Raw genomic sequence first — 21,354 nt, forward strand, 5'->3', positions numbered from 1 at the left:
CTCAGCAGAAAGAAACCAATGCCTCGAACCATGGATCCACCAGTACAACTGGCATCGACCACATGCTAGCCTTGACCAGAAACCACCCATCAGCCGATCAGGCCTCGATGTCAACAACCTCTTGAGACACCACATTTAGCCGCTGAGGGAATGCTCGGAGACTTAATCAGACCTTCCCTTAGGAATCAACGCATGTTGTTGTGCGCAGAGGCGCCCGATTGGGGAATGATATGGATAAGGTTGCCATCTGGGTCCGTCACCGTGAGGGTATCGCCGTCGGTGAAGTCGATCCCTTTGGACTGGAGCAACTCGCCGGTCTTACGGATGTCGGGCGAGGTAAGCAGAATGCTCGATTTAGCCCCGAGCTTGGCGACGGGAACGATCTCGACCATCTCGCCGGAGTCGCCCGGCAGATCGAGGAGGTTATGCCAGCCCTTGTAGCGTGCGTCCGGGGTGAACTTCAGCTTATTGAGGTAAAAGGCGCGCGCTGCGGCGGGGTCCTGCATGGCGAGCGTGACGGAGACCAGCTTGGTGCCCACGCGGTCGGCGCCGAGATTCTGGCCGCGGTCGTTGTAGTGGCGCGAGCCGGGCATGTATTGCGTGTATTCGATGTTCTGCGGCAGGTCTACCTGCAAGGGGCCTTTGAGCGTGAACAGGAGATTGCCCGCTCCGGCCTTGCGGATCTTGAAGTTAGGGGTGACACCCCGGGCGATGTAATCGTCATAGACGGCCTGGAGATTGTCGCTCTCGAAGCAAAGGTGCAGGAAGCCGACTGCGGAGTCTTTGGCCGTAACAGGGTAGAGCTCGATGAACTGGCGGTCGTTCAGCTTGATGAAGGACTGGTAGACCGCGCCGTTCTTGCTCAGTGCAAAGGCTTCGTCGAAGCCGAGCTTCTTGTAGAAGTCGCGCGAGCCATCGAGATTGTGGACGCGGATGGCGATGTGGGCAATGCCATTGAGCGCAGGCGTCTGCGCGGCCGACTGGGCCTTTGAAGAAGAAGTGAAGAAAAGGCTGACCAGGGCGAGCGAGACGATACATGCGAGGAGGCGGGCGCGAGCGTGGAGGGATGGCCGGGTCATCAGTCGATTCTATTACCGGATTTGTTTCTGGATCGCATCTGACCCTCGCCAAATCGATGTCTGGAGGTCAGGATTTCGTCGATGGGACAGCTCCGCCCAGCCCGGATTAGGCGGTTCGACCGAATTCAGAGAGGATAGGAAGATGCATAGAAATGAGAAAAAAGAGGACCTGAATGCGGCTAGCTGAGGCTCGCATGGAGATGCTGGCCGGGCTGACGTCGTCGCTGTCGCTGGTGCCGGAGGTGGTGGGCTTTGCGCTGGTGGCCCACGTCAACCCGCTGACCGGGCTGTATGCCGCCTTCATCATCTGTCTCATCGCTGCGGCGTTTGGCGGACGGCCGGGCATGATCTCGGGCGCCGCTGGCTCCATGGCGGTGGTCTCCGCCGGTCTGGTGGTGCAGCATGGCATCGAGTATCTCTTCGCCACCATTGTGCTGACAGGCATTTTGCAGATGCTCTTTGCCTGGTTTCGCCTGGGCAAACTGATTCGCATGGTGCCTCATCCGGTGATGGTGGGCTTTGTGAATGGACTCGCCATCATCATCGCCGCCGCGCAGTTTCAGCACTTTCATGTGCGTTTGGCGAATGGGCAGGAAGTCTGGATGGCTTCGTCGCAACTGATGATCATGGGCGGTCTGGTTGCAGTCACCGCGCTGGTGACGATCCTGCTGCCGAAGCTGACCAGGGCCTTTCCCTCGGCGCTGGCGGGAATCCTGGCCGCAACCGCCTGCGCTCTGGTGCTGGGCATCAAGACCCGCACCGTCGGCGACCTGGCCTCCATCCACGGCGGGCTGCCGCGGTTTCATCTGCCCCAGGTGCCGTACAACTTCGAGACGCTGCGCATCGTTCTGCCTTACGCCATCGTGCTGGCCATCATCGGCCTGATGGAGACGCTGCTGACCCTGAACCTGATCGACGAGATGACCGACACCGACGGTAAGCCCAACCGCGAGGCTATGGCGCAGGGCGCGGGAAATCTTGTGGGCGCGCTCTTTGGCGGCATGGGAGGCTGCGCCATGATCGGCCAGAGCATGATCAATCTAAATTCCGGCGGACGCCGCCGACTGTCGGGCATCGCTGCCGGAGGCTTCCTGCTAAGTTTCATTCTGTTTGCGTCGGGGCTGATTGAGCGTATTCCCCTGGCCGCTCTTGTGGGCGTGATGTTTGTGGTCGCGGCGGAGACCTTTAACTGGAAGAGCCTGCGCGGCATGGCGCGGGTTCCGAAGCACGACACCATGGTGATGCTGGTCGTCACCGTGGTCACGGTCTTCACCAATCTTGCGGTCGCCGTGATCGTCGGCATCGTGATCGCCGCGCTGGTCTTTGCGTGGGACCACGCGCAGGAGCTGGAGGTCGAGATTCTCGAAGAGCCGGGCCGAAAGACCTACCGTCTGCGCGGAAGCCTCTTCTTCGCCTCGGCGACCGAGTTCACGCGCTTCTTCAGTCCCAAGGACGACCCCGCCGAGATCTATCTCGAGTTCGACCACGCCCGCATCATGGACTCTTCGGCGCTCGAGGCTGTCGAAGCTCTGGCGGCGCGTTATCGCGAGCAGGGAAAGCGGCTGCACCTGCGCGGCCTCAGCGAGAGCTGCGACAAGCTGCTGCGTCGTAAAGACGGAGCCGGTCTACTATTGCCAATTGAAGAGTAAAGCGACTGCAAACGCTCCGGCTTAAGCGCCTGCTCAGGCAGCTTCGGCTTCGGCCTTCAGCTTCTCGGCGGTGTAATGCGCGATCAGGGCATCGACCGTGGGCTGCAGCAGGCCTTCCATCACCATGTTGAGCTGGTGGTTGGTCAGGCCGATGCGGTGGTCGGTGAGCCGGTTCTGCGGGAAGTTGTAGGTGCGAATCTTCTCGCTGCGGTCGCCCGAGCCGACCTGCTGCTTGCGGTCCTTGGCCTGAAGCTGGTGGATGCGCTCGGCCTCGACCTCGTACAGACGGGCGCGGAGGACGCGCATGCCTTTTTCGCGGTTCTTGATCTGCGACTTCTCGTCCTGGCAACTCACGACCGTGTTGGTCGGAATATGCGTGATGCGCACGGCGGAGTAGGTCGTGTTGACCGACTGGCCGCCGGGGCCGGAGGAGCAGAAGGTATCGATGCGCAGATCTTTGGCTTCGATCTTGATGTCGACCTCTTCGGCCTCGGGCAGCACGGCCACGGTGATGGCAGAGGTATGGACGCGGCCCTGCGTCTCGGTCGCCGGAACGCGCTGCACGCGGTGCACGCCCGACTCGTACTTCATCTGCGAGTAGACCTTGTCGCCCTCGAAGATGGCGGTGACTTCCTTCATGCCGCCGCCGATGCCGGTCTCGGACGTCGAAAGCACCTCGACCTTCCACTTATGCTGCTCGGCAAAGCGGAGGTACATGCGGAACATCTCCGAGACGAAGATGGCAGCCTCGTCTCCGCCCGTCCCGGCGCGCAGCTCGATGATGATGTTCTTGTCGTCGTTTGGGTCCTTCGGCAGCAGAAGAATCTTCAGCTCTTCTTCAACTTCAGCGAGCCGAGGTTCGAGAGTCGTCAGCTCTTCCTGCGCCATGGCGCGGATATCGGGATCGGTCTCCGCCAGCATGGCCTTGGACTCGACGACGCCGTTCTTGACCTTGCGATATTCGCGAAACTTTTCGACGGTCGGTTCCATATCACGGTGGGCCTTGGCGACGGCCTGAAACTTCTTCTGGTCGTTGACCAGCGTGGGGTCGGACATCTGCAGGCCGAGGTCTTCATAACGGGCTTCAAGTTGGTCGAGGCGGTCGAACATATAGAAAAATCCTTATAGCAAAGTCTTTTGTAGCTGTTTTTGTCGTTGCAGTTGTTTCAGAGAAGGTGCGGACAGGCTGGCGCAGCTAGGCAAAGTCGTGACGGTCGGGCGACGCGGTCACGCGGGAGAAGATCACCGGATTTGCGGCTGTATTCATGTCTGTAGGTCGATAGAACAACGACATCTCTATCTATATTAGATGTTACTCCTGCCGCGCCGGGTTCGGAATGCATCTTTTACCTGAGAGGCTTTGGAACGCATGGCGTTGTTTCTGGATGTGGCGAATTTAGCTGAGATGCTGGCAGGCGAGCCGGGCCGGTTGAAGAAGCGCGCCGCCATCGCCGAGACGATTGCGGCAATTCATGCCGCTGCGCCGAAGACGGACGACGCCGGGCTGTTTGCGCTGTATCTGGCTGGCACTCCCTTCGCCGAGGCCGACCCGCGCAAGCTCAACGCCGGGGGCGCGTTGTTGTCGAAGGTGCTGCTGTCGGTCAGCGAAGCGGCCAATGCTGCACTGACTGCGGCGTATAAGCGCCACGGCGATCTGGGTGCGGCGGCCTTCGATCTTCTGGAACGGAGTGCGCCCAAGGAGCCGTCCTTAACATTAAAAGAGGTAGCGGCCGTCTTCGAACAGATGGCAGTGGCGCGAACGACCGCCATTCGGGCAGCGCTGGTGGAAGGACTGTTGCGGCAGGCCACGGCGCTTGAGGCAAAGTATCTGCTGAAGCTGATGATTGGCGACATGCGCATCGGCGTAAAACAGAGTCTGGTCGAAGAGGCGATCGCCGTTGCCGCCACCGCGCCGGTGAGGGCAGTTCGCCATGCGGTGATGCTGGAGGCGGACCTCGCCTCGGCGGTGCGGCGGGCGTTCGCTGGAACGCTGGCCGAGGCGCGGATGCGACTGTTCCATCCGCTTGGCTTCATGCTCGCCAGCCCGGTCGATTCGCCGGAAGAGGCGGTCGAGCGATTCTCCGGCAAGCAGGAGACTGCGTCGATCGAGGCATTTCTCGAAGACAAATACGACGGCATGAGGGCGCAGGTGCACTGCGGGGACGCCGAGCAGCCGGGCCGGGTCGCCATCTATTCCCGCAATCGCGACGATGTGACCGCAAGCTTTCCCGATCTTGAAGAGGCGTTCGCCTCGGTGCGAGAGCCGTTGATCTTCGATGGCGAGATTCTCGGTTGGGACCTCAAGGCCGCCCGCGCACTGCCGTTTGCCGTGCTGGGGCAGCGTATCGGCAGAAAGCGAGTCTCCAACGAGTGGCGGCAGCAGGTTCCGGTCATATTTATGGTGTTCGACCTGATGTATGCGGGTGGTGAGTTGACGCTGAGCCTGCCGTTGAGAGAGAGGCGAAACCGCCTTGAAGCCGCGGTAGAGCGGCTGGTCGAAAAAGTGCGCTCTCCGCTGACCGTGGATGAGCGCAAAAAGTCAGCCCAGGCCGTGATGTTCCAGCAGCCCGACGGCGAGGGTGTGGAGCGGCTGATGATCTCACCGGCACGTCTGGTGCAATCGGCCGAGGACATCGAGCGTGCCTATGCGGACGCCCGCGCTCGGGCCAACGAGGGCGTCATGCTGAAGGCTGCTGCCTCGGAGTATCAGCCGGGACGGCGCGGTCTGGCCTGGGTGAAGCTGAAGCGCGAGCTGGCCACGCTCGACGTTGTGGTCACAGGCGCGGAGTTCGGCCACGGCAAACGCGCGGGCATCCTGAGCGACTACACCTTCGCCGTGCGCGGTGCCGTCGGCGAACTGCGGAATGTAGGCAAGGCCTACTCCGGCCTGACCGACGCGGAGATCGCCGAGATGAGCGCATGGATGATGGAGCACACGCTCGAAGATCAGGGATACTTCCGTACCGTCGAGCCCTTGATGGTGCTGGAGGTGGCCTTCAATAACATCATGCGCAGCACCCGCCACGCCAGCGGGTTTGCGCTACGTTTCCCGCGGATCGTCCGCATTCGCACCGACAAACCGGTCAGCGAGATCGATACCGTGGAGCGCGTCGAAGAGGTCTACCAATCTCAGGTGGACAAGCCGATGGAGCCGTAATTCAGATATAGAAAAGGCCGCCACAGGGACGGCCTCTTCCGGTGCGATTGAGTTACAGCTTAGGCGAAGAGCTTTCTGCGTGCAGCGCCGGCTGCGGCAAGCAGGCCGGTGCCAAGCAGGACGAGGCTGGACGGCTCCGGAACAGGGCTGGGGTCGGAGCCGGTAGGACCGGTGACCGTGCCGCAGAACTGGCCATTGCTGTCGCTGATGAAGAAGTCGGCGAGGCCGGGAAGGGCAGCCGAGGTGATGGTGAGGGTCCCGATCGAGTAGGTGTCCTTACGCGAGAAGGTTACGCCGAACACGGTTCCGACATAAACGTCAGTCGCGTCGAAGGCGATGCCGCCGAGGGGCTCGAAGACCTGAGCGAGCTTGCCATGGAGCGTAGCGTCGGTGACGCCGGAGAGGCCGTCGATCGAGAAGCCGCTGAGAAGAAACGCTGCTCCATGGTTATTGATCTGGAGGTCGTAGGTATAGTTGTCGCCGACCTGTGAGACGAAGTTGATGGAGTCGGCTTTTGCAAGCGGAGTGAACGCAAAGGCAGAGACAAGAAGTGCAACAGCAAACAGTTTGATCTTCAAAACGGGTCTCCCGGAATTTAAATGATTACAACCTTTGCCATGCATTTAAACTGCCAAAGTATTTGTTCTTTTGTTTTGTGCAACTTATCGTCTTTCTTCCGGTGTGGTCGGAAAAAGATTGCATAGCATCTGCACAAAGAGGCAAATCTTTTCAAGAGCGCCGCGGATAAAAAATGTTCACACCGCATCTCCTATGCCTCCATGGCCGTCCAATTCAGCATGGAATATAGATCACTTGGCAGATCAGGATTGAAGGTGCCGGAGCTTTGCTTCGGAGCGGGAACATTTGGCGCAAGCAACGAGTTTTTCAAGGCGTGGTCGGAGACGACCCAGGCCGAGGCAGACCGCATCGTCGGCATCTGCATGGACGCGGGGTTGAACTTCTTCGACACCGCCGACATCTACTCCGACGGCGGCAGCGAGACGGCGCTGGGCAAGGCGTTGGCCCACCATCACCGCGAAGACCTGCTGATCTCAACCAAGGCCACGTTCCGCCTGGGCACGGGGCCGAACGACGTGGGATCGAGCCGCTACCACTTGATCCAGTCGCTCGAGCGCAGCCTGAAACGGCTGGGCACGGACTACGTGGACGTCTACCACTTGCACGGCTTCGATGCGACCACTCCGGTCGAGGAGACGCTCAATACGCTGGACAAGTTCGTGCGCGAGGGCAAGGTGCGTTATATCGCCTGCTCGAACTTCTCCGGCTGGCACCTGATGAAGTCGCTCAGCGTGAGCGAGCGCTACGGCTGGGCACGGTACGTCGGTCAGCAGTGCTACTACTCGCTGGTTGGGCGCGACTATGAGTGGGAGCTGATGCCGCTGGCGCTCGACCAGGGCGTAGGCGCGCTGGTGTGGTCGCCGCTCGGCTGGGGACGGCTCACCGGAAAGATCCGCCGCGAGACCGGCATTCCAAAGGACAGCCGCCTGAACGCCAAGGTGGTGGTCGACAACGGCCCGCAGGTTCCTGAGGAGTATCTGTACAAGGTCGTCGATGCCATTGACGAGGTCGCGAAAGAGACCGGGAAGACCGTTCCTCAGGTTGCCCTGAACTGGGTGCTTGGACGTCCGACCGTCTCGACCGTGATTATCGGGGCGCGCAACGAGGAGCAGTTGAGGGCGAACCTTGGCGCCGTGGGCTGGAAGCTTACCCCGGAGCAGGTGCAGAAGCTCGACGCCGCCAGCGAGGTCCCGCTGGCGTATCCCTATTGGCACCAGCGCCAATTTGGGGAGCGCAACCCCAAGCCAGTCTAGTATTTAGGCAGCGCTTTTTCTGGGTACGGGGGGCCGGGCTGGGGCCTCCATTTCCCGGAATTGCACTGGCTGAGACGTTTAAGTTTCAGCACGCTGGCTGAAACTTACTTTTCGCGGTAACGTCATATTACTCATATGAACGCAGGACAGTTACAGGAGCATCTCCACAAGCTTGAAGAGCGGCTTTTCCACCCCAGCCGTGAGAAGAACCGTGCCGACCTTGTTCCGCTGATTGCCCAGGACTTTCAGGAGTACTGCAGCTCGGGTCGCATCTACAGCCGCCAGCAGGCCATCGACGACCTGATGGCGAGCACGCCGCGCAACGCCACCATCAGCCACTTCTACGTTACCGTGCTCGCTCCGGACGCCGCGCTCGCCACCTACCATGCCACGACCGCCATGCACACCTCGCACCGGTCTTCGCTGTGGGTCTTCCGCGACAATCGCTGGCAGCTGCTCTTTCATCAGGGGACCGTCGCAGCCTGAGCCAGTTCCCGCTCTGCGTCTTCGTGGTACTCCTGTTCGGTATTGATCTCCCACAGCGCGGCCTTATCGATCTTTCCTGAGACGATGCCGTCGACCGCGGTCATGGCGGTCAGCATGCTGTGGTCCTGGTTGTTGTACTTGTGCATCCCATTTCTTCCCACCAGGAACAGGTTCTCGAACTTATCGGTGAACGACCGCAGCTCGTCGAAGCGGCTGTAAGTGCCGAAGTAGGCCGGATAGGCCTTGGGCACGCGCTCAACATGGCCATCGCGGACGTCCTCGGCGTTGAGAATGCCGATCTTCGCGACTTCGGCGATGGCAAACTTCTTCAACTCCTCATCCGGCATCTTCCACAGATCGTCCGTGTCATAGCAGAAGTATTCGAGCCCGATCCAGACCTTGTCAGGGTCCGCCACCAGGTGCGGGCTCCAGTTATTGAAAATTTGTAACCGTCCCAGGAGCACATCCGGTTCCTGAATATAGATCCAGGTATCTTTCAGCAGGCCGCCGTCCAGTTCGCGTACCTTCAACCGGTCCACCAGCAGGCCGACGGTAATAAAGTCGCGATACTGCAGGCCCTCGCTCACCTCGCGCACCTTTGCCGGCACGGGAGCGTCGATGGCCTGCACCAGCTCTCGCATGGGCATGGTCGAGAAAAAATAATCTCCGGAAAACGTCCGCCGTTCGCCCGCATCGTTGGACGCGTCGACCGAGACCACGCGGCTGCCCTCGCAATGGATCGCATCCACTCGCCAGCCCATGTGAATCTCTCCGCCTCTTTCGCGGACGAGATGGGCCACATGCTCCCACAACTGCCCGGGCCCCAGCCTGGGATAGAGGAAACGCTCGATCAGGCTGGTGTCGGTCCCCCTCTGCGAGACGTCCGCGTTCAGCTTGCGGCTGAAGGTCTTCTTTACAAAATGCTTCACCGCGGTCGTCAGGCTCAGTCCCCTGATCCGCTGCGCGCCCCACTCCATCGAGATCTCGCCGCAGGGAGTCCCCCACACCTTTTCCGTATAGCTCTTGAAGAAGGTGAAGTAGAGCTGCCGCCCAAAGCGATTGATCAGGAAATCCTCAAGGCTCTTCTCCGGCTTGATCTGGCTTGCGCGCGAAGATATGTAACTGATACCGACCTTAATCGTCCGCGCCGCGCCCAGATTTTTCAGTGTCGTCGCCGTCAGCGTGATGGGATAGTCGAAGAACTTCCGCAGATAGTAGATCCGGCTCTTGCGCGGGCGAATCAGCATCACAAGGTCAGGATCGGTTGGAGCCGCCATCGTCATCACCGCTTCGCTATTTCCGTATTGGTCAGGTTGGTCAGCTTCAGCTTCGACGACCAAAGGCCCAGCCCCCCGAAGCACTGGCTCCTCCGCCAGACGGGCGGGAACAGCCACAATGCGCTGCTTTCCCTGATAGCTGACCGTATACGCGCTCGAGCTGTCGGCATCGATTGGCATCAGGTCGAGCCACCACTGCATCACCCGGCCGCTCTTGGAGAAGAAGCGGTGGCCGCCGATATCCATCCGGTTGCCCTTGTAGCGGACGGTGCGCGAAAGGCCGCCAATCTCGTCGCTGGCCTCCAGCACAATCGGCACCACGTCGCTGCGCCGAAGGAATTCGAGCGCTGCCGTCAGCCCGGCAGGTCCCGCGCCGATGATAATCGCTCGTCTCTTCATCAAGTCTTATGCCGCGCCCTCCGGCCCTGAGTATATGAGGTTGGACTATTTCAGCCCAGAGGTTGTCACTGCATTGTCTTTCTCGACCCAAGGACAACCATAAGCACACGTCATCTCGACCGGGCCCCGCGCAGAGTCGAACGGAGTTGAGATACTCCTGTATTTCGACTTTGCAGATGCCTGTTTTCCAAACGTCGGCAAGTAGTAGACAAAAAGCCTCTGCTGTAAATTTACGGAAGAGGCTTTTTGTCGATACGCTTTTCAAATCACTTACGCCGATTCCTCTTTGCGGCCTCTGACCTCAAACGTGAGGCCATCTTTCCCGGCGTCGACCACCACGTGGTCGCCATGCAAGACGCTGCCGTCGAGAATCTTGACCGCCAGCTTGTCCTGCACCATACGCTGGATCGCCCGCTTCAACGGACGAGCCCCGTAGGCGCGGTCGTATCCGGCGGTAAAGATCGCGTGGCGAGCCTTGTCCGTCAGCTCGAGCGTGATCTTGCGATCGGCCAGCAGAGCCTGTAGGTCCTTGAGCCGCAGATCGACGATGTGCGTCAACTGCTCGTCGCCCAGCGGACGGAAGACGACGATATCGTCCACGCGGTTGAGGAACTCCGGCCGGAAGTGCTGCCGCAGCACATCCATCACGCGGCCCTTGGCTTCGTCGAAGCCCTCTTCGCCCGAGGCCCACGCCGTTGATAACTGCGCCGCGCCGACGTTCGAGGTCATAATAAGCACGGCGTTCTTGAAGTCGACCGTGCGGCCCTTCGAGTCCGTCAGCCGCCCGTCGTCGAGCACCTGCAGCAGCACGTTAAAGACGTCGGGATGCGCCTTTTCGATCTCGTCGAAGAGGATGACAGCGTAGGGCCGCCGCCGCACGGCTTCGGTCAACTGGCCGCCCTCGTCGTAGCCAACGTATCCCGGAGGCGCGCCGATCAGGCGCGACACGGCGTGCTTCTCCATGTACTCGCTCATGTCGATACGCACCATGGCGGCCTCATCGTCGAAGAGGAACTCGGCCAGCGCACGCGCGGTTTCCGTCTTGCCGACGCCGGTTGGCCCAAGAAAGATGAACGAGCCAATCGGCCGCTTCGGGTCGCTCAACCCAGCGCGGCTCCGGCGAATCGCATTCGCCACCGCACTCAGCGCCTCGTCCTGGCCAACGACGCGCTCGCGCAGACGCTCCTCCATCTGCACCAGCTTCTGGGTCTCGCCCTCGAGCATCTTGTTGATCGGAATGCCGGTCCACTTGGAGACGATGGAGGCGATGTCCTCCTCGTCGACCTCTTCTTTCAGAAGCTGCGATGAGTTCCCTGCAACTTGATCCTGCGCATTGGTCAGGGTCTTCAGCTCGGCTTCCATCTTGGGAATCTCGCCGTACTGAAGCTCGGCGGCGCGCTGGAGATTGCCCTTGCGCGTCTCCTCGCCAGCCTGAAAGCGCAGCGACTCCAGCTTCTCTTTCAGTTCGGCGATGCGGCCAATGGCGCCGCGCTCGGTCTGCCAGCGGGCGCGCAGGCCAGCCGCCTTCTCTTTCACCTCGGCCAGCTCGCGCTCGACGATTTCGAGTCGCTCTTTGGAGCCGGGGTCGGTCTCGCGCTTCAGTGCCGCGCGTTCGATCTCGAGCGAGGTTCCGCGCCGTTCCAGATCGTCGATCTCAACCGGAACCGAGCCGATCTGAATGGCCAGAGCCGCAGCGGCCTCGTCCACCAGATCGATGGCCTTGTCCGGCAGAAAGCGGTCGGAGATGTAGCGGTGCGACAGCGTGGCCGCCGCTACGATGGCCGAGTCCTTGATGCGGACCTTGTGATGCGCCTCGTACTTTTCCTTCAGTCCGCGCAGAATAGCGATGGTGTCCTCGACGTTAGGCTCCCCGACGTAGACGACCTGGAAGCGCCGTTCGAGCGCGGCATCCTTCTCGATGTACTTGCGATATTCGTTGAGCGTGGTCGCGCCGATGGCACGCAGACCGCCGCGAGCCAGCGCAGGCTTCAGCATGTTCGAAGCGTCCATCGCGCCTTCAGCTGCGCCAGCGCCGACCAGCGTGTGAAGCTCGTCGATGAAGAGGATGATCTCGCCGTTCGATTCTTCAATCTCTTTCAACACGGCTTTGAGGCGGTCTTCGAACTCGCCGCGAAACTTCGCCCCGGCGATCATGGCACCCAGATCGAGAGCGCAGACACGCTTATTCTTCAGGATCTCGGGGACGTCGCCGAGGAAGATCCTGCGTGCCAAACCCTCTACAATCGCGGTCTTACCCACACCGGGCTCGCCGATCAGCACAGGATTGTTCTTGGTCCGACGCGCAAGCACTTGCACGACGCGGCGAATCTCCTCGTCACGGCCGATGACGGGGTCGAGCTTGCCGCGACGGGCCAGATCGGTGAGATCTTTGGCGTATTTTTCCAGCGCCTGGAACTTGCCCTCGGGGTTCTGGTCGGTCACTCGCTGCGAGCCGCGAACGGCGCTAAGCGCCTTAAGAATCGCAGCGTGGGTCCCCCCCAGAGCGGCCAGTGCGGTCTGTACGGCATCGCCCTTCTGCTGCGACAGAGCAAGCAGAAGGTGCTCGGTAGAGACGTAGTCGTCCTTGAAGTTCTCGGCCTCTTTGAAGGCCTGCTCGAGAGTTTTTTGCAGGACTCCGCTCATGCCGGGCTGGGCTCCGCCCTGAACCTTGGGGAGCTTATCGATGGCGGAGTTTACGCCCGAGAGCAACTGCTCGACCGGGACCCCTACCTTCTCCAGCACCGGAATGACGACACCTTCGCGATCTTCGAGAAGCGCGGCCATCAGATGGAGAGGGAGGACCTCCGGGTTGCCATTCTCCGCGGCGTGGCCGCTGGCCGCCTGCATGGCCTCCTGTGATTTGACTGTCAAACGCTCCCACTTGATCGCCATGCATCACGCTCCTTATCTGTCTTTGATTCCCATGAACTACAAAAGGCGATGCCACTTTGCAAAATAGTCCTGCCGTCAGGCTAAGGTCTTCGACGGCTACCGAGGATCAGGCCTGTACACCAGACTATGCTCTTATAAGACGCGTAGTGTAGCTAAAAGTTGCATATTATATGATAGTAAAGCACTCACATCTGTCCGGCTGCAAGGATCACTTAAAAATAAACCGCGCCAGCCCAAGGCTGACGCGGTTGAGGTAAACCAAAGATAATAAATTGGTTAGAAGATCAGCTTCGCCCCAAACTGCATCTGGCGGTTCGGATAGGCTCCGTTGAGGCGACCGAAGCCGCTGTCGGAGACGTTGGTGTCGAGCGAGCTGTAGTTAGTGTGGTTCAGGACGTTGAAGGCGTCGGCCTGAAGTTTGAACTGCGCCCAGTCGCGGAGGCCGAACACCTTGGACAGGGTAACGTCTCCCTGCTGCAGGCCAGGCAGAATGACGCTGCCCACACCCGCAGTACCAAAAGCCCCGGCGGCCGGTGCCTTGAAGGCCGCCGGATTGAGCCATTGTGCCTGGTGGTTGGCGAGAGTGAGGCGGTTGTCCTTCATGTACTTGTTGCCGCCAATGTAATCTGCACGTCGATTGCCGGTCGAGGAACTGCCCTGGATCGTGTAGTACGCGCCGCTCTGGACCCGGACGACGCCCGTGACCTGGATGCCGCCTACGGCCTCGCGCAGCAGCAGATTGTGGTTGCTGAAGGTGGGAAGCTGCCAGACAACCGTGGAGATGAAGGCGTGCTTGCGGTCGATGCCCAGCTCGCCGTAGTTGTAGCTCAGGTCCTGCCAGTTCTCCAGCGTCGAGCCGTTGCTCTGCGAATCGCCAAGACCCTTGGCGAAGGTATAGCCAACGGTGTAGGTGACCCGTCCGGTCCGCTTGGAGAGATAGACCTGCAGCGAGTTGTAGTTGTAGTTCGAGTCGCTGCGGTTCTGACTGATGACGGTGAATCCCTTGTAGGGGTTGAAGTAGTTGGTGCTGAACGACGGATTGGCCGCAACCGAAGCCAGGTTGGGGAAGTTGATGTTCGGCTGCCGAATCTGGTGATGGCTGACGTTGCCGACATAATTGGTTTCGAGCAGCATCCCCATCGGAAGCTGACGCTGAACGCCGAGGCTGTACTGCTCGGTGTAAGGCGTCTTCAGGTTGGGATCGATCGCGCTGATCGTGCCCTGCAGGCCGGTGCTGTTGGGGGTGCCTGCGCTGATATTGCCCAGGTTGGCGAAGTCGAACTCGACGTTTTGCAGGAAGGGCTGGACGTTGACCTGGCTGAAGGTGACGTTACCCTCGGCGCGGTAGTAGAAGATGCCGTAGCCGCCGCGGATGGAGGTCTTATCCCCGGCAGCGTAGGCAAAGCCGATGCGTGGGCCAAAGGCTCCGCTCATCTTGTAGAAGCCGCGCGGCGCGCCAGCCGGAATCAGAGGAAAGGCTGCCGTATTGATGTTGGGAACGCGCTTGAGCTGATCGGCAGGAACGCCGCTTCCGGCACGAACCAGGCCATTGTAAGGATTGCCCGAACCGGGAATAACCTTGCCCGCCGTGGTCACGGTAATGGCATTGGTGGAGCTATAGACGGAAGGGTCAAAGTTGGCCATGTTGTTGCCCTGCGTGTACATGGCGGGGATGTATTGCCAGCGAACACCGTACTCGATGCTGAGGTTTCTGGCTGCTTTCCAGGTGTCCTGGGCGAAGGCCTCGGGCTGGTTGAAGCGGAAGTGGCCAGTCGGGTCGGCGCTGGCCTCGTTGTAGCTGTTGAAGTTGCCGAGCAGCGCGTCAGCCAGAGCGTAGCCGGTGGTGGTGGGGTTTCCGCTGGCGTTGAAGGTAAGTTTGCCGGTGTAGTAAGGCCGTCCATTCTGATCGACGCGGTTGCGCACGTAGACGCCGCCGAACTTGAAGAGGTGGTTGCCCTTGACGATGGAGACCGTATCACCCAGCTGGATGTCGGTGGTGGGCGAGTTCAAGGCAAAGTTCGGTCCCTGGAACCCGGCGAAGGAGGTGATTCCGACCTCGGGGATACCGTTGGGATATTTGCCCGCATTGGGGAAGAGCTTGGCGTACTGGAACCCGAAGGTCTCGCGCTTCCAGTTCACGCCATACGGTGGAATGTGCTGGGAGACGAAGCTGAACGTCGCGATGGCCTGGTTGATGATGCTGGGACGCACGGTCCAGGTCTCAGACAGCAGATAGCTCTGGCCAGGACGGTTGCGGGTGGTTGGGGTGGTGGGCAGGTTGCCGCCATCCGAGAAGGTGCCGAAGGGGTCGATCAGGCTGTTGCGGTCGTCGATCCAACGGCCATAGATGCTGTTCTTCTCGTTGATGCGGAAGTCGAGCCGAACGATATCTTCGCGGAAGTTCAGAGGGTTGGACGGCGTCAGGGTCAGGTTGTTCGCCGCATTGGTAGCGTCGGTGAACTGGCCAAGGCTGTTCATCACCGAATAGACGTTCGCGATGGCGTGGCCATCGGGAGTAATCATGCTCGCGATATTGTTATTCGGAATCGGAGTCGTGGTTCCGGGATAGTAGAGCTGGACTGCCTTGCCGCCGACGGTGAGGCCAGCGAAGTTTCCGGCGAGTTCGGCGGAGCTTGGCGTGGTGCGCTGGGTCGGGCTCTGCTGCTGGCGCAGCCGCTTCCACTCCTCGCCCGCGAAGAAGAAGAGGCGGTCTTTAATGATGGGACCACCGACGCTGTAACCGAAGTCGTTGAAGACGAGGTGGGTCTTGGACTGCGAGAAGAAGGGGCGGGAGTCGAAGATGTTGTTGCGCACATACTCGAACACTGTCCCGTGGAACTTGTTAGTGCCGCTCTTGGTGACGATGTTGAAGGCGGGACCGGAGTTGCGGCCGTACTCCGCGGAGAAGTTCGAGGTCTCGATCTTCACTTCCTGAATGAAGTCGGGGCCAACGTTATTAACCAGGCTGCCGTTGCTGCCGGACACCATGTTGAACGCACCGTCGACGGTGAGGTTGGCCGAGTCGGACTTGTTGCCGTTGATGTTCTGGTTGCCGGCAGCGAGGCTGGTGGTCTCCGAGAAGACGTCGGGGTTGGTGACGACCGCGCCCGGGATCAGGGTCATCAGCTGGGTGTAGTTGTGGCCGTTGAGCGGAAGGTTCTCGACCTGCTTGCTGTCGATGACGTGGGAGAGCTCGCCGCTGGTCGTGTTGAGTGTCTCGCCGAGGACTGCGGTCACGGTGACGGCCTCGGTGGTGGCTCCGATCTGCAGCTCGAAGTTAGCGGTGATGTGAGCGTCGGCGCTGATCGAGATGCCGGTACGGGTCTCGCCGCGGAAGCCGGTCTTCGAGATGCTCACCGAGTAGTTTCCGATGGGAAGGTTGGTGACGGTGTAGAAGCCGCTGTCGTCGGAGTTGACGGTGCGGACCAACTGCGTGCCGACGTTGGTGATGACGATGGATGCTCCCGGAATGACGCTGCCGGTGGCATCGACCACATTACCTGCCATCTGGCCGAGCGACGTCTGCGCATGTAGCGAGCCGGTAAGGCCAAAGGTCAGTGCAAGGGCGAGACAAATCCCTGTGATCTTGAATAAGTTGCGAAACATGAAGCCTCCTGAGTTTTTGTTGCTGGGGGGAGAGTGGTACATCCCTCTGGTCTTTTAGGGGAGATTGTTTGAACTGTGAACTACAACTATCCAACGCACCATATCGACTGGCGTAATAGCTTGTCAATTGGAATGTGCATGAAACCGTGTCAAGGAGGCAACACCCCTGCTCCCTCCTTGACGCGGCGCGATTTTATGGGAAGGGTTAGCCATCAAAAGCTCCGGCCACTTCCTCGGCAAACATAGGCCAAGGAAGTGGCCGGAGCGATGGACTGAGACGTTTTTAAGCGTTGACGGGCTGCTTCATCTCGCTGACGTGCTTGGCGAGCAGCTCTTCGAGGCCCTCGAGCGCCTTGGAGAAGCCGTCGATGCCTTCCTTCAGCTTGTCGTGGGCCATGCGGTCTTCGGCGTGCATCCTGCCGAAGGTGGCCTTGTCCATGGGGATCTTCTCGATCTTCAGGTCCTTGGCCTTGGCGGCGTCGAGCTTGCGAGGCAGATCGCCCTGCGTGCTCTCGAGCTCGCCCAGCAGCTTGGGGGCGATGGTGAGCAGGTCGCAACCGGCCAGCTCGGTGATCTCGCCGATGTTGCGGAAGCTGGCGCCCATGACCACGGTCTTGTAGCCGAAGTGCTTGTAGTAGTTATAGATAGTGGTAACGGACTGGACGCCGGGGTCGTCTGCGCCGACGTAGTCCTTGCCCGTGTCCTTCTTGTACCAGTCGAGGATGCGGCCGACGAAGGGCGAGATCAGGGTGACCTTGGCTTCGGCGCAGGCGATGGCCTGGTGCAGACCGAAGAGCAGGGTCATATTGCAGTGGATGCCCTCTTTTTCGAGGACCTCGGCTGCCTTGATGCCCTCCCAGGTGGAGGCGAGCTTGATCAGGACGCGCTCGCGGGAGACGCCAGCCTTCTCATACTGCTGAATGATGTCGCGGGCGGTCTCGATGGACTTCTCGGTGTCGTAGGAGAGGCGGGCGTCGACTTCGGTCGAGACGCGGCCGGGAATGATTTCCAGGATCTTGAGGCCGAAGGCAACGGCCAGGCTCTTGAAGGCAAGAGCGGCAACTTCCTTATCGGTGGCCTTGTCGCCGGCGTCCTTCTTGGCCTGCTGCAAAACGCTGTCCACGATGGACTGATATTCGGGCTTTTCTGCCGCGGCTGCGATCAGCGAGGGATTCGTGGTGGAATCCTGCGGCTTGTACTGCTGAATCGAGTTGATGTCGCCGGTGTCGGAGACGACGGTGGTCATGCCACGTAGTTGTTCGAGTAGAGAGGCCATTTTTATTGCTCCTTCGCTGTCTTATTAGATTTTATCAAGGTTGAAAGGGTTACGCGCTGTTTTCGGGATTCGCAGGAATTTCACGGGATGTGGGGGCCGTAGGAGGACTTCAGCTGGGCTGGAAGATGTTTTCGAGGACTCCGAGGCCGTCTATCTGTATTTGGATGCGGTCTCCGGGGTTTACGGGCCCTACCCCGGCCGGAGTTCCGGTCGGAATCAGGTCGCCGGGTTCGAGGGTCATGGCGGTGGTGATGTAGCGGAGCAGGTGCGCGATGGGGAAAATCAGGTCGCTGGTGCTGCCCTGCTGTTGGATGGCTCCGTTGAGGCGGGTGGTCAAGGTGACGGGGCTGCCGCCTGCCGGGTCGATCTCGTCGGAGACGATGGGGCCGACCGGGCAGAAGGTGTCGAAGCCCTTTCCGCGCGTCCATTGACCGTCGCTCTTCTGCAAATCGCGAGCGGTGACGTCGTTGACGATGGTGTAGCCACGGACATAGGGACGCAGGTCTTCGTCAGGCCCGAGGTTGCGGCAGCGGCGGCCGATGACGATGCCCAACTCGCCCTCGTAGTCGACGCGTTTCGAGAGTGCAGGCATACGGATCACGCCGCCGGGGGCCAGCAGCGACGACGGCGGCTTGAGGAAGAGCAGCGGCTCTTTGGGGACTTCGTTACCAAGCTCGGCGGCGTGGTCGCGGTAGTTGCGCCCGATGCAGAGAATCTTGGAAGGATTGACGGGCGCAAGGAGATGAAGTTCTTTGAGTGGCCGCGGCTCAAACTCGATCTGCGTGGAAGAAGCAGCCGCACGGTCTTCTTCGGGAGCAGGCATCGGACGGACGGCCCAGAGTTCACCGTCGCGCTCTTCGACGATTGCGTAAACGCGGCCGTGTGCGGGGGAGAGAAATTTGCAGTAGCGCATGGTTATTGCTTCCTTAAAACTTCGCGGGCTTCGCTGCTGGCGGCGCTCTGGTTTCCGGCGCTGTCGACGGCCACCACGCTGTAAGAGTAGGTCTGGCCGGGCTGAACGGTCAGGTCGCTGAAGGCTGGTGCGGGGATCGGCTTGGGAGTCAGTTGGCTGGGCGCGCCGCTCAACGTGCCGTCGGTGGCCACTGTCTGACGGTAGACGAGGTAGCCTGCGAGGTCGGGCTCGGTGTCGGGTTCCCACGAGAGATCGATGGAGCCGTTGCCGGGAACCACGGCAAGCCCACTCGGAACCGCAGGGGGAAAGGTATCGCGCATAAGGGTGGTGATCGTCGGCGAAGGCGTGCTGCGTATCTCCAGGTCATGGCCGCCAAGGGCGATGGTGCGGACTCGCTGGGCGGTGTAACGGTAGGTCTCGCCCCGCTTCGCAATGGGGTCGATGGTGCCGCCGGGATCGACCGTTGGCCCGGCGGATTGTTTGCCCGCCTGCAGGTGGATCTCAGCAGGAGCCGAAGGTGCGGCGAGCTGGCGCGGCTGTTTGCCGGAGCGTTTTTTCGGCGAGGAGGTTTCGACCAGCGTGCGGTCGAGGTCGATGAAGGCGGGCGCAGGCTGTGGCTGCCACTGGATCATGGCTCCGTCGCGAACGGGGGTGACGCGTAAGTGTTCAATCGGCGCCGGTGCGGCCCCTGCGGCGGCGAAGGCGGGATTGGACAGCCCGGCGGAGTGGCCGTTCGCGTTGAGAATTTTGACCCGGTAGGTGAGCAGGGTTGCGGGATCGGAGGTCAGGCCGCCAGGCAACAGGTCGCTGGCTTCGGACGGGCCAGGATGAACAGGGAGGCGTTTAACCGGCGTACAGGGAGAGGAATGGGCTGCGAGCTGGCGGCAGATCTCGGCGGTGAGTGCAGGCGAAACTTTAAGGCCGTCGGTGGTCTTCTCCGGTGTCGTCCAGTGCAGGCTTACGCTGTCGCCGGTGCGCGCGGCGGAGAGATCGGTGACCAGGCGGGCCAGATGCAGCGACGGCGGCCGGGCCGGGCCGGGGCTCGCGCAACCGGATAGAAACCATGCTGCAAGGACAGCGGTCGCCAGCGCGGTGAGCGGCTGGACGGTGCGGCAGGTGGCTGACGGGCCAGAGGACTTCATTGATCTCAGGCTAGCATTTTGGCCGGCAGGCAGGAATCACGCCTCGGGTGGAATCGGAACTGAATCCAGCAAGACCCTGCCAGCGTACATCTTTTGATGCAATTTCAACATCTGGTTACGTGACGCAACTTTCTTGAATGGGGTGAAGGTGATGGCTACTTCTGCGATGGCTGTGAGTGCAAACGCGCCTTCTCTGACTGCTTCCCACGGAGCCAAAGACAACGGGCCGGACACCGAGAATCTTCAGGTGGACGGTGGTGCCGCGGAGTCCTTTATCGCCGAGAAGCGCATCGGCGAGCGCATCAAGCATCTGCGCCTGAAGAAATCGATGGGCCTGGTGGAGTTGGGACGTCATACCGGGCTTTCGGCCAGCTTTCTGTCGCAACTGGAGACCGGGCGGGTAGTGCCGACGCTGCGCAACCTGGCGCGCGTCGCCATGGTCTTCTCCAAGGACCTCAGCTATTTCTTCGAGTCCGAGCCGCAGACCTTGTTCCGCGTGCATCGCCGCAAAGAGCGGGTGCGCATGCCGCAGACGGGAGCCGACGATCCTGCCTACTTCTTCGAGAGCCTTGGATACCTGGTCCCGGACCGCCAGCTCGACCCCTACTTCGCCGAGTTTCTTCCCATGAAGCCGGGCAGCACACCGCGAGCACATCAGCATGAAGGCTGCGAGTTCCTCTATCTGGTGTCGGGCGTGCTTGAGGTGCGGCACGGAGAGACGCCGCACCGAATCGAAGCTGGCGATGCCATCTACTTCGACGCCAATACCAGGCACAGCTATGTGTGCGCGGGCAGCGTTCCGGCGCAGGCCGTGATCGTCTCGCTGCAACATCCTCTGACGGCACATTCTACGGGGAACGGTGTGCGCTCTGCCGCCCCGGCCAGTGGCCGGATTCGCACGACCGAGCCATTGACGATCCAGCGCAAGGTCGCGCGCACCGGTTAGGCGCATCGGCATCTTGCGTGAGCCGCCGCGAGGCGAAAGCGAATACTGCGATACCTCTAAGTAACGCAGTGAGAGTTCGGATCGCGTGCCAGGCTCAGGCTGGGTGCGAACGTGAAGCCGCCGCTGCCATTGCCCAGCATCACGTCGTAGGTGTCGCCTTCGTCATCGTCGTACACCACGACCAGGTCGGGAATCCCGTCCCCATTGAAGTCCGCTACCGTAATATGAGGAGTCGTTCCCGCAACCCGCAGAGGAAAAGATCCCGCATGCCGCAACGCGCCTTTTCCCGTGCCAAGCAGGATCGTCACCGAACTCGCGCGCCAGTCCGAGACGGCCACATCGAGAATGCCATCGTGGTTGAAGTCTCCCACTGCAATCGACACAACAGAGCTCAGTTGCGCCACCACTCCCGCCGAGGCCACCGTGCCCGTCCCATCGCCGAGCAACAGGGTCAGCGTTCCGTCGTCATCTCCCACCAGCAGGTCTGGAACGCCATCCTGATTGAAGTCTCCGGCAACGATGTCCGTTGGGTGATGGCCCAGAGCCACCCCCGACGCTACTTGTTTAAAGCTCCCATCCGCCTGCGCCAGCGATATCGTCAAAAGCGCCGCCCCGGAGTTTTCTCCGGCAGGTAGAGCGACCCGTGCCACATCGGCGATGCCGTCGCGATTGAAGTCCGCCCACGCCGTCAAATGGGAAG

General features: G+C 60.8%; 16 protein-coding genes. 6 read left to right on the forward strand and 10 right to left on the reverse strand.

From position 1 onward, the window contains the following. On the forward strand, positions 1-139 hold a 139-nt coding region (locus VMU57_RS20220; protein ID WP_325382377.1), incomplete at its 5' end, for an integrase core domain-containing protein. Between the two features lie 46 nt (positions 140-185). Here the strand turns inward: VMU57_RS20220 and VMU57_RS20225 are convergent. Then, positions 186-1,079 carry a VOC family protein gene (locus VMU57_RS20225; RefSeq protein WP_325386734.1) on the reverse strand — a complete coding sequence of 298 codons (894 nt, stop codon included), beginning with the start codon at positions 1,077-1,079 and terminating at the stop codon, positions 186-188. A 173-nt stretch (positions 1,080-1,252) separates the two neighbouring features. Between VMU57_RS20225 and VMU57_RS20230 the strand changes: the two genes are divergently transcribed. Continuing rightward, entirely contained in the window at positions 1,253-2,728 is a 1,476-nt protein-coding gene (locus VMU57_RS20230) for a SulP family inorganic anion transporter (protein ID WP_325386736.1), read from the forward strand. Positions 2,729-2,761: 33 nt separating this feature from the next. On the opposite strand, the gene prfA is transcribed toward VMU57_RS20230, so the two are convergent. After that, complete coding sequence (prfA, locus tag VMU57_RS20235) at positions 2,762-3,838, reverse strand: peptide chain release factor 1 (RefSeq protein ID WP_325386738.1); 1,077 nt, start codon at positions 3,836-3,838, stop codon at positions 2,762-2,764. Positions 3,839-4,097: 259 nt separating this feature from the next. Here prfA and VMU57_RS20240 point away from each other — a divergent pair, with 259 nt between their 5' ends. Continuing rightward, positions 4,098-5,885, forward strand: a complete 1,788-nt coding sequence (locus VMU57_RS20240) for an ATP-dependent DNA ligase (RefSeq protein WP_325386740.1) — start codon at positions 4,098-4,100, stop codon at positions 5,883-5,885. A 59-nt stretch (positions 5,886-5,944) separates the two neighbouring features. Here VMU57_RS20240 and VMU57_RS20245 read toward each other — a convergent pair whose 3' ends face one another. Then, complete coding sequence (locus tag VMU57_RS20245; protein ID WP_325386742.1) at positions 5,945-6,463, reverse strand: PEP-CTERM sorting domain-containing protein; 519 nt, start codon at positions 6,461-6,463, stop codon at positions 5,945-5,947. Between the two features lie 219 nt (positions 6,464-6,682). On the opposite strand from VMU57_RS20245, the gene VMU57_RS20250 reads away from it, so the two are divergent. Together VMU57_RS20250 and VMU57_RS20255 are read left to right on the forward strand one after the other, a co-directional pair. Then, positions 6,683-7,717, forward strand: a complete 1,035-nt coding sequence (locus VMU57_RS20250; RefSeq protein WP_325386744.1) for an aldo/keto reductase — start codon at positions 6,683-6,685, stop codon at positions 7,715-7,717. A gap of 135 nt (positions 7,718-7,852) precedes the next feature. Continuing rightward, the gene (locus tag VMU57_RS20255) at positions 7,853-8,203 is read left to right on the forward strand and encodes a DUF4440 domain-containing protein (RefSeq protein ID WP_325386746.1); all 351 of its coding nucleotides are present in this window, start codon (positions 7,853-7,855) and stop codon (positions 8,201-8,203) included. On the opposite strand, the gene VMU57_RS20260 is transcribed toward VMU57_RS20255, so the two are convergent. The 6 genes from VMU57_RS20260 to VMU57_RS20285 all read right to left on the reverse strand — a co-directional run bounded on the left by VMU57_RS20260 (position 8,182) and on the right by VMU57_RS20285 (position 19,708). After that, the gene (locus VMU57_RS20260) at positions 8,182-9,879 is read right to left on the reverse strand and encodes an NAD(P)/FAD-dependent oxidoreductase (RefSeq protein ID WP_325386748.1); all 1,698 of its coding nucleotides are present in this window, start codon (positions 9,877-9,879) and stop codon (positions 8,182-8,184) included. The two genes, VMU57_RS20255 and VMU57_RS20260, sit on opposite strands and share 22 nt — an antisense overlap. A gap of 270 nt (positions 9,880-10,149) precedes the next feature. Continuing rightward, positions 10,150-12,771 carry an ATP-dependent chaperone ClpB gene (gene clpB / locus VMU57_RS20265; RefSeq protein WP_325386750.1) on the reverse strand — a complete coding sequence of 874 codons (2,622 nt, stop codon included), beginning with the start codon at positions 12,769-12,771 and terminating at the stop codon, positions 10,150-10,152. A 276-nt stretch (positions 12,772-13,047) separates the two neighbouring features. Beyond that, positions 13,048-16,377, reverse strand: a complete 3,330-nt coding sequence (locus VMU57_RS20270) for a TonB-dependent receptor (RefSeq protein WP_325386752.1) — start codon at positions 16,375-16,377, stop codon at positions 13,048-13,050. A 283-nt stretch (positions 16,378-16,660) separates the two neighbouring features. Next, entirely contained in the window at positions 16,661-17,653 is a 993-nt protein-coding gene (locus tag VMU57_RS20275; RefSeq protein ID WP_325386754.1) for a transaldolase, read from the reverse strand. A 109-nt stretch (positions 17,654-17,762) separates the two neighbouring features. Continuing rightward, on the reverse strand, positions 17,763-18,566 hold the full coding sequence (locus VMU57_RS20280; RefSeq protein WP_325386756.1) for a fumarylacetoacetate hydrolase family protein: 804 nt from the start codon (positions 18,564-18,566) through the stop codon (positions 17,763-17,765). A gap of 2 nt (positions 18,567-18,568) precedes the next feature. Next, positions 18,569-19,708, reverse strand: a complete 1,140-nt coding sequence (locus tag VMU57_RS20285; protein ID WP_325386758.1) for a fibronectin type III domain-containing protein — start codon at positions 19,706-19,708, stop codon at positions 18,569-18,571. A gap of 151 nt (positions 19,709-19,859) precedes the next feature. Between VMU57_RS20285 and VMU57_RS20290 the strand changes: the two genes are divergently transcribed. Continuing rightward, on the forward strand, positions 19,860-20,654 hold the full coding sequence (locus VMU57_RS20290) for an XRE family transcriptional regulator (protein ID WP_325386760.1): 795 nt from the start codon (positions 19,860-19,862) through the stop codon (positions 20,652-20,654). 56 nt (positions 20,655-20,710) lie between these two features. On the opposite strand, the gene VMU57_RS20295 is transcribed toward VMU57_RS20290, so the two are convergent. Beyond that, on the reverse strand, positions 20,711-21,354 hold a 644-nt coding region (locus tag VMU57_RS20295), incomplete at its 5' end, for a VCBS repeat-containing protein (RefSeq protein ID WP_325386762.1).

Origin of the sequence: Edaphobacter sp. (genome assembly GCF_035532915.1) — a bacterium.
Classification (GTDB): domain Bacteria; phylum Acidobacteriota; class Terriglobia; order Terriglobales; family Acidobacteriaceae; genus Edaphobacter.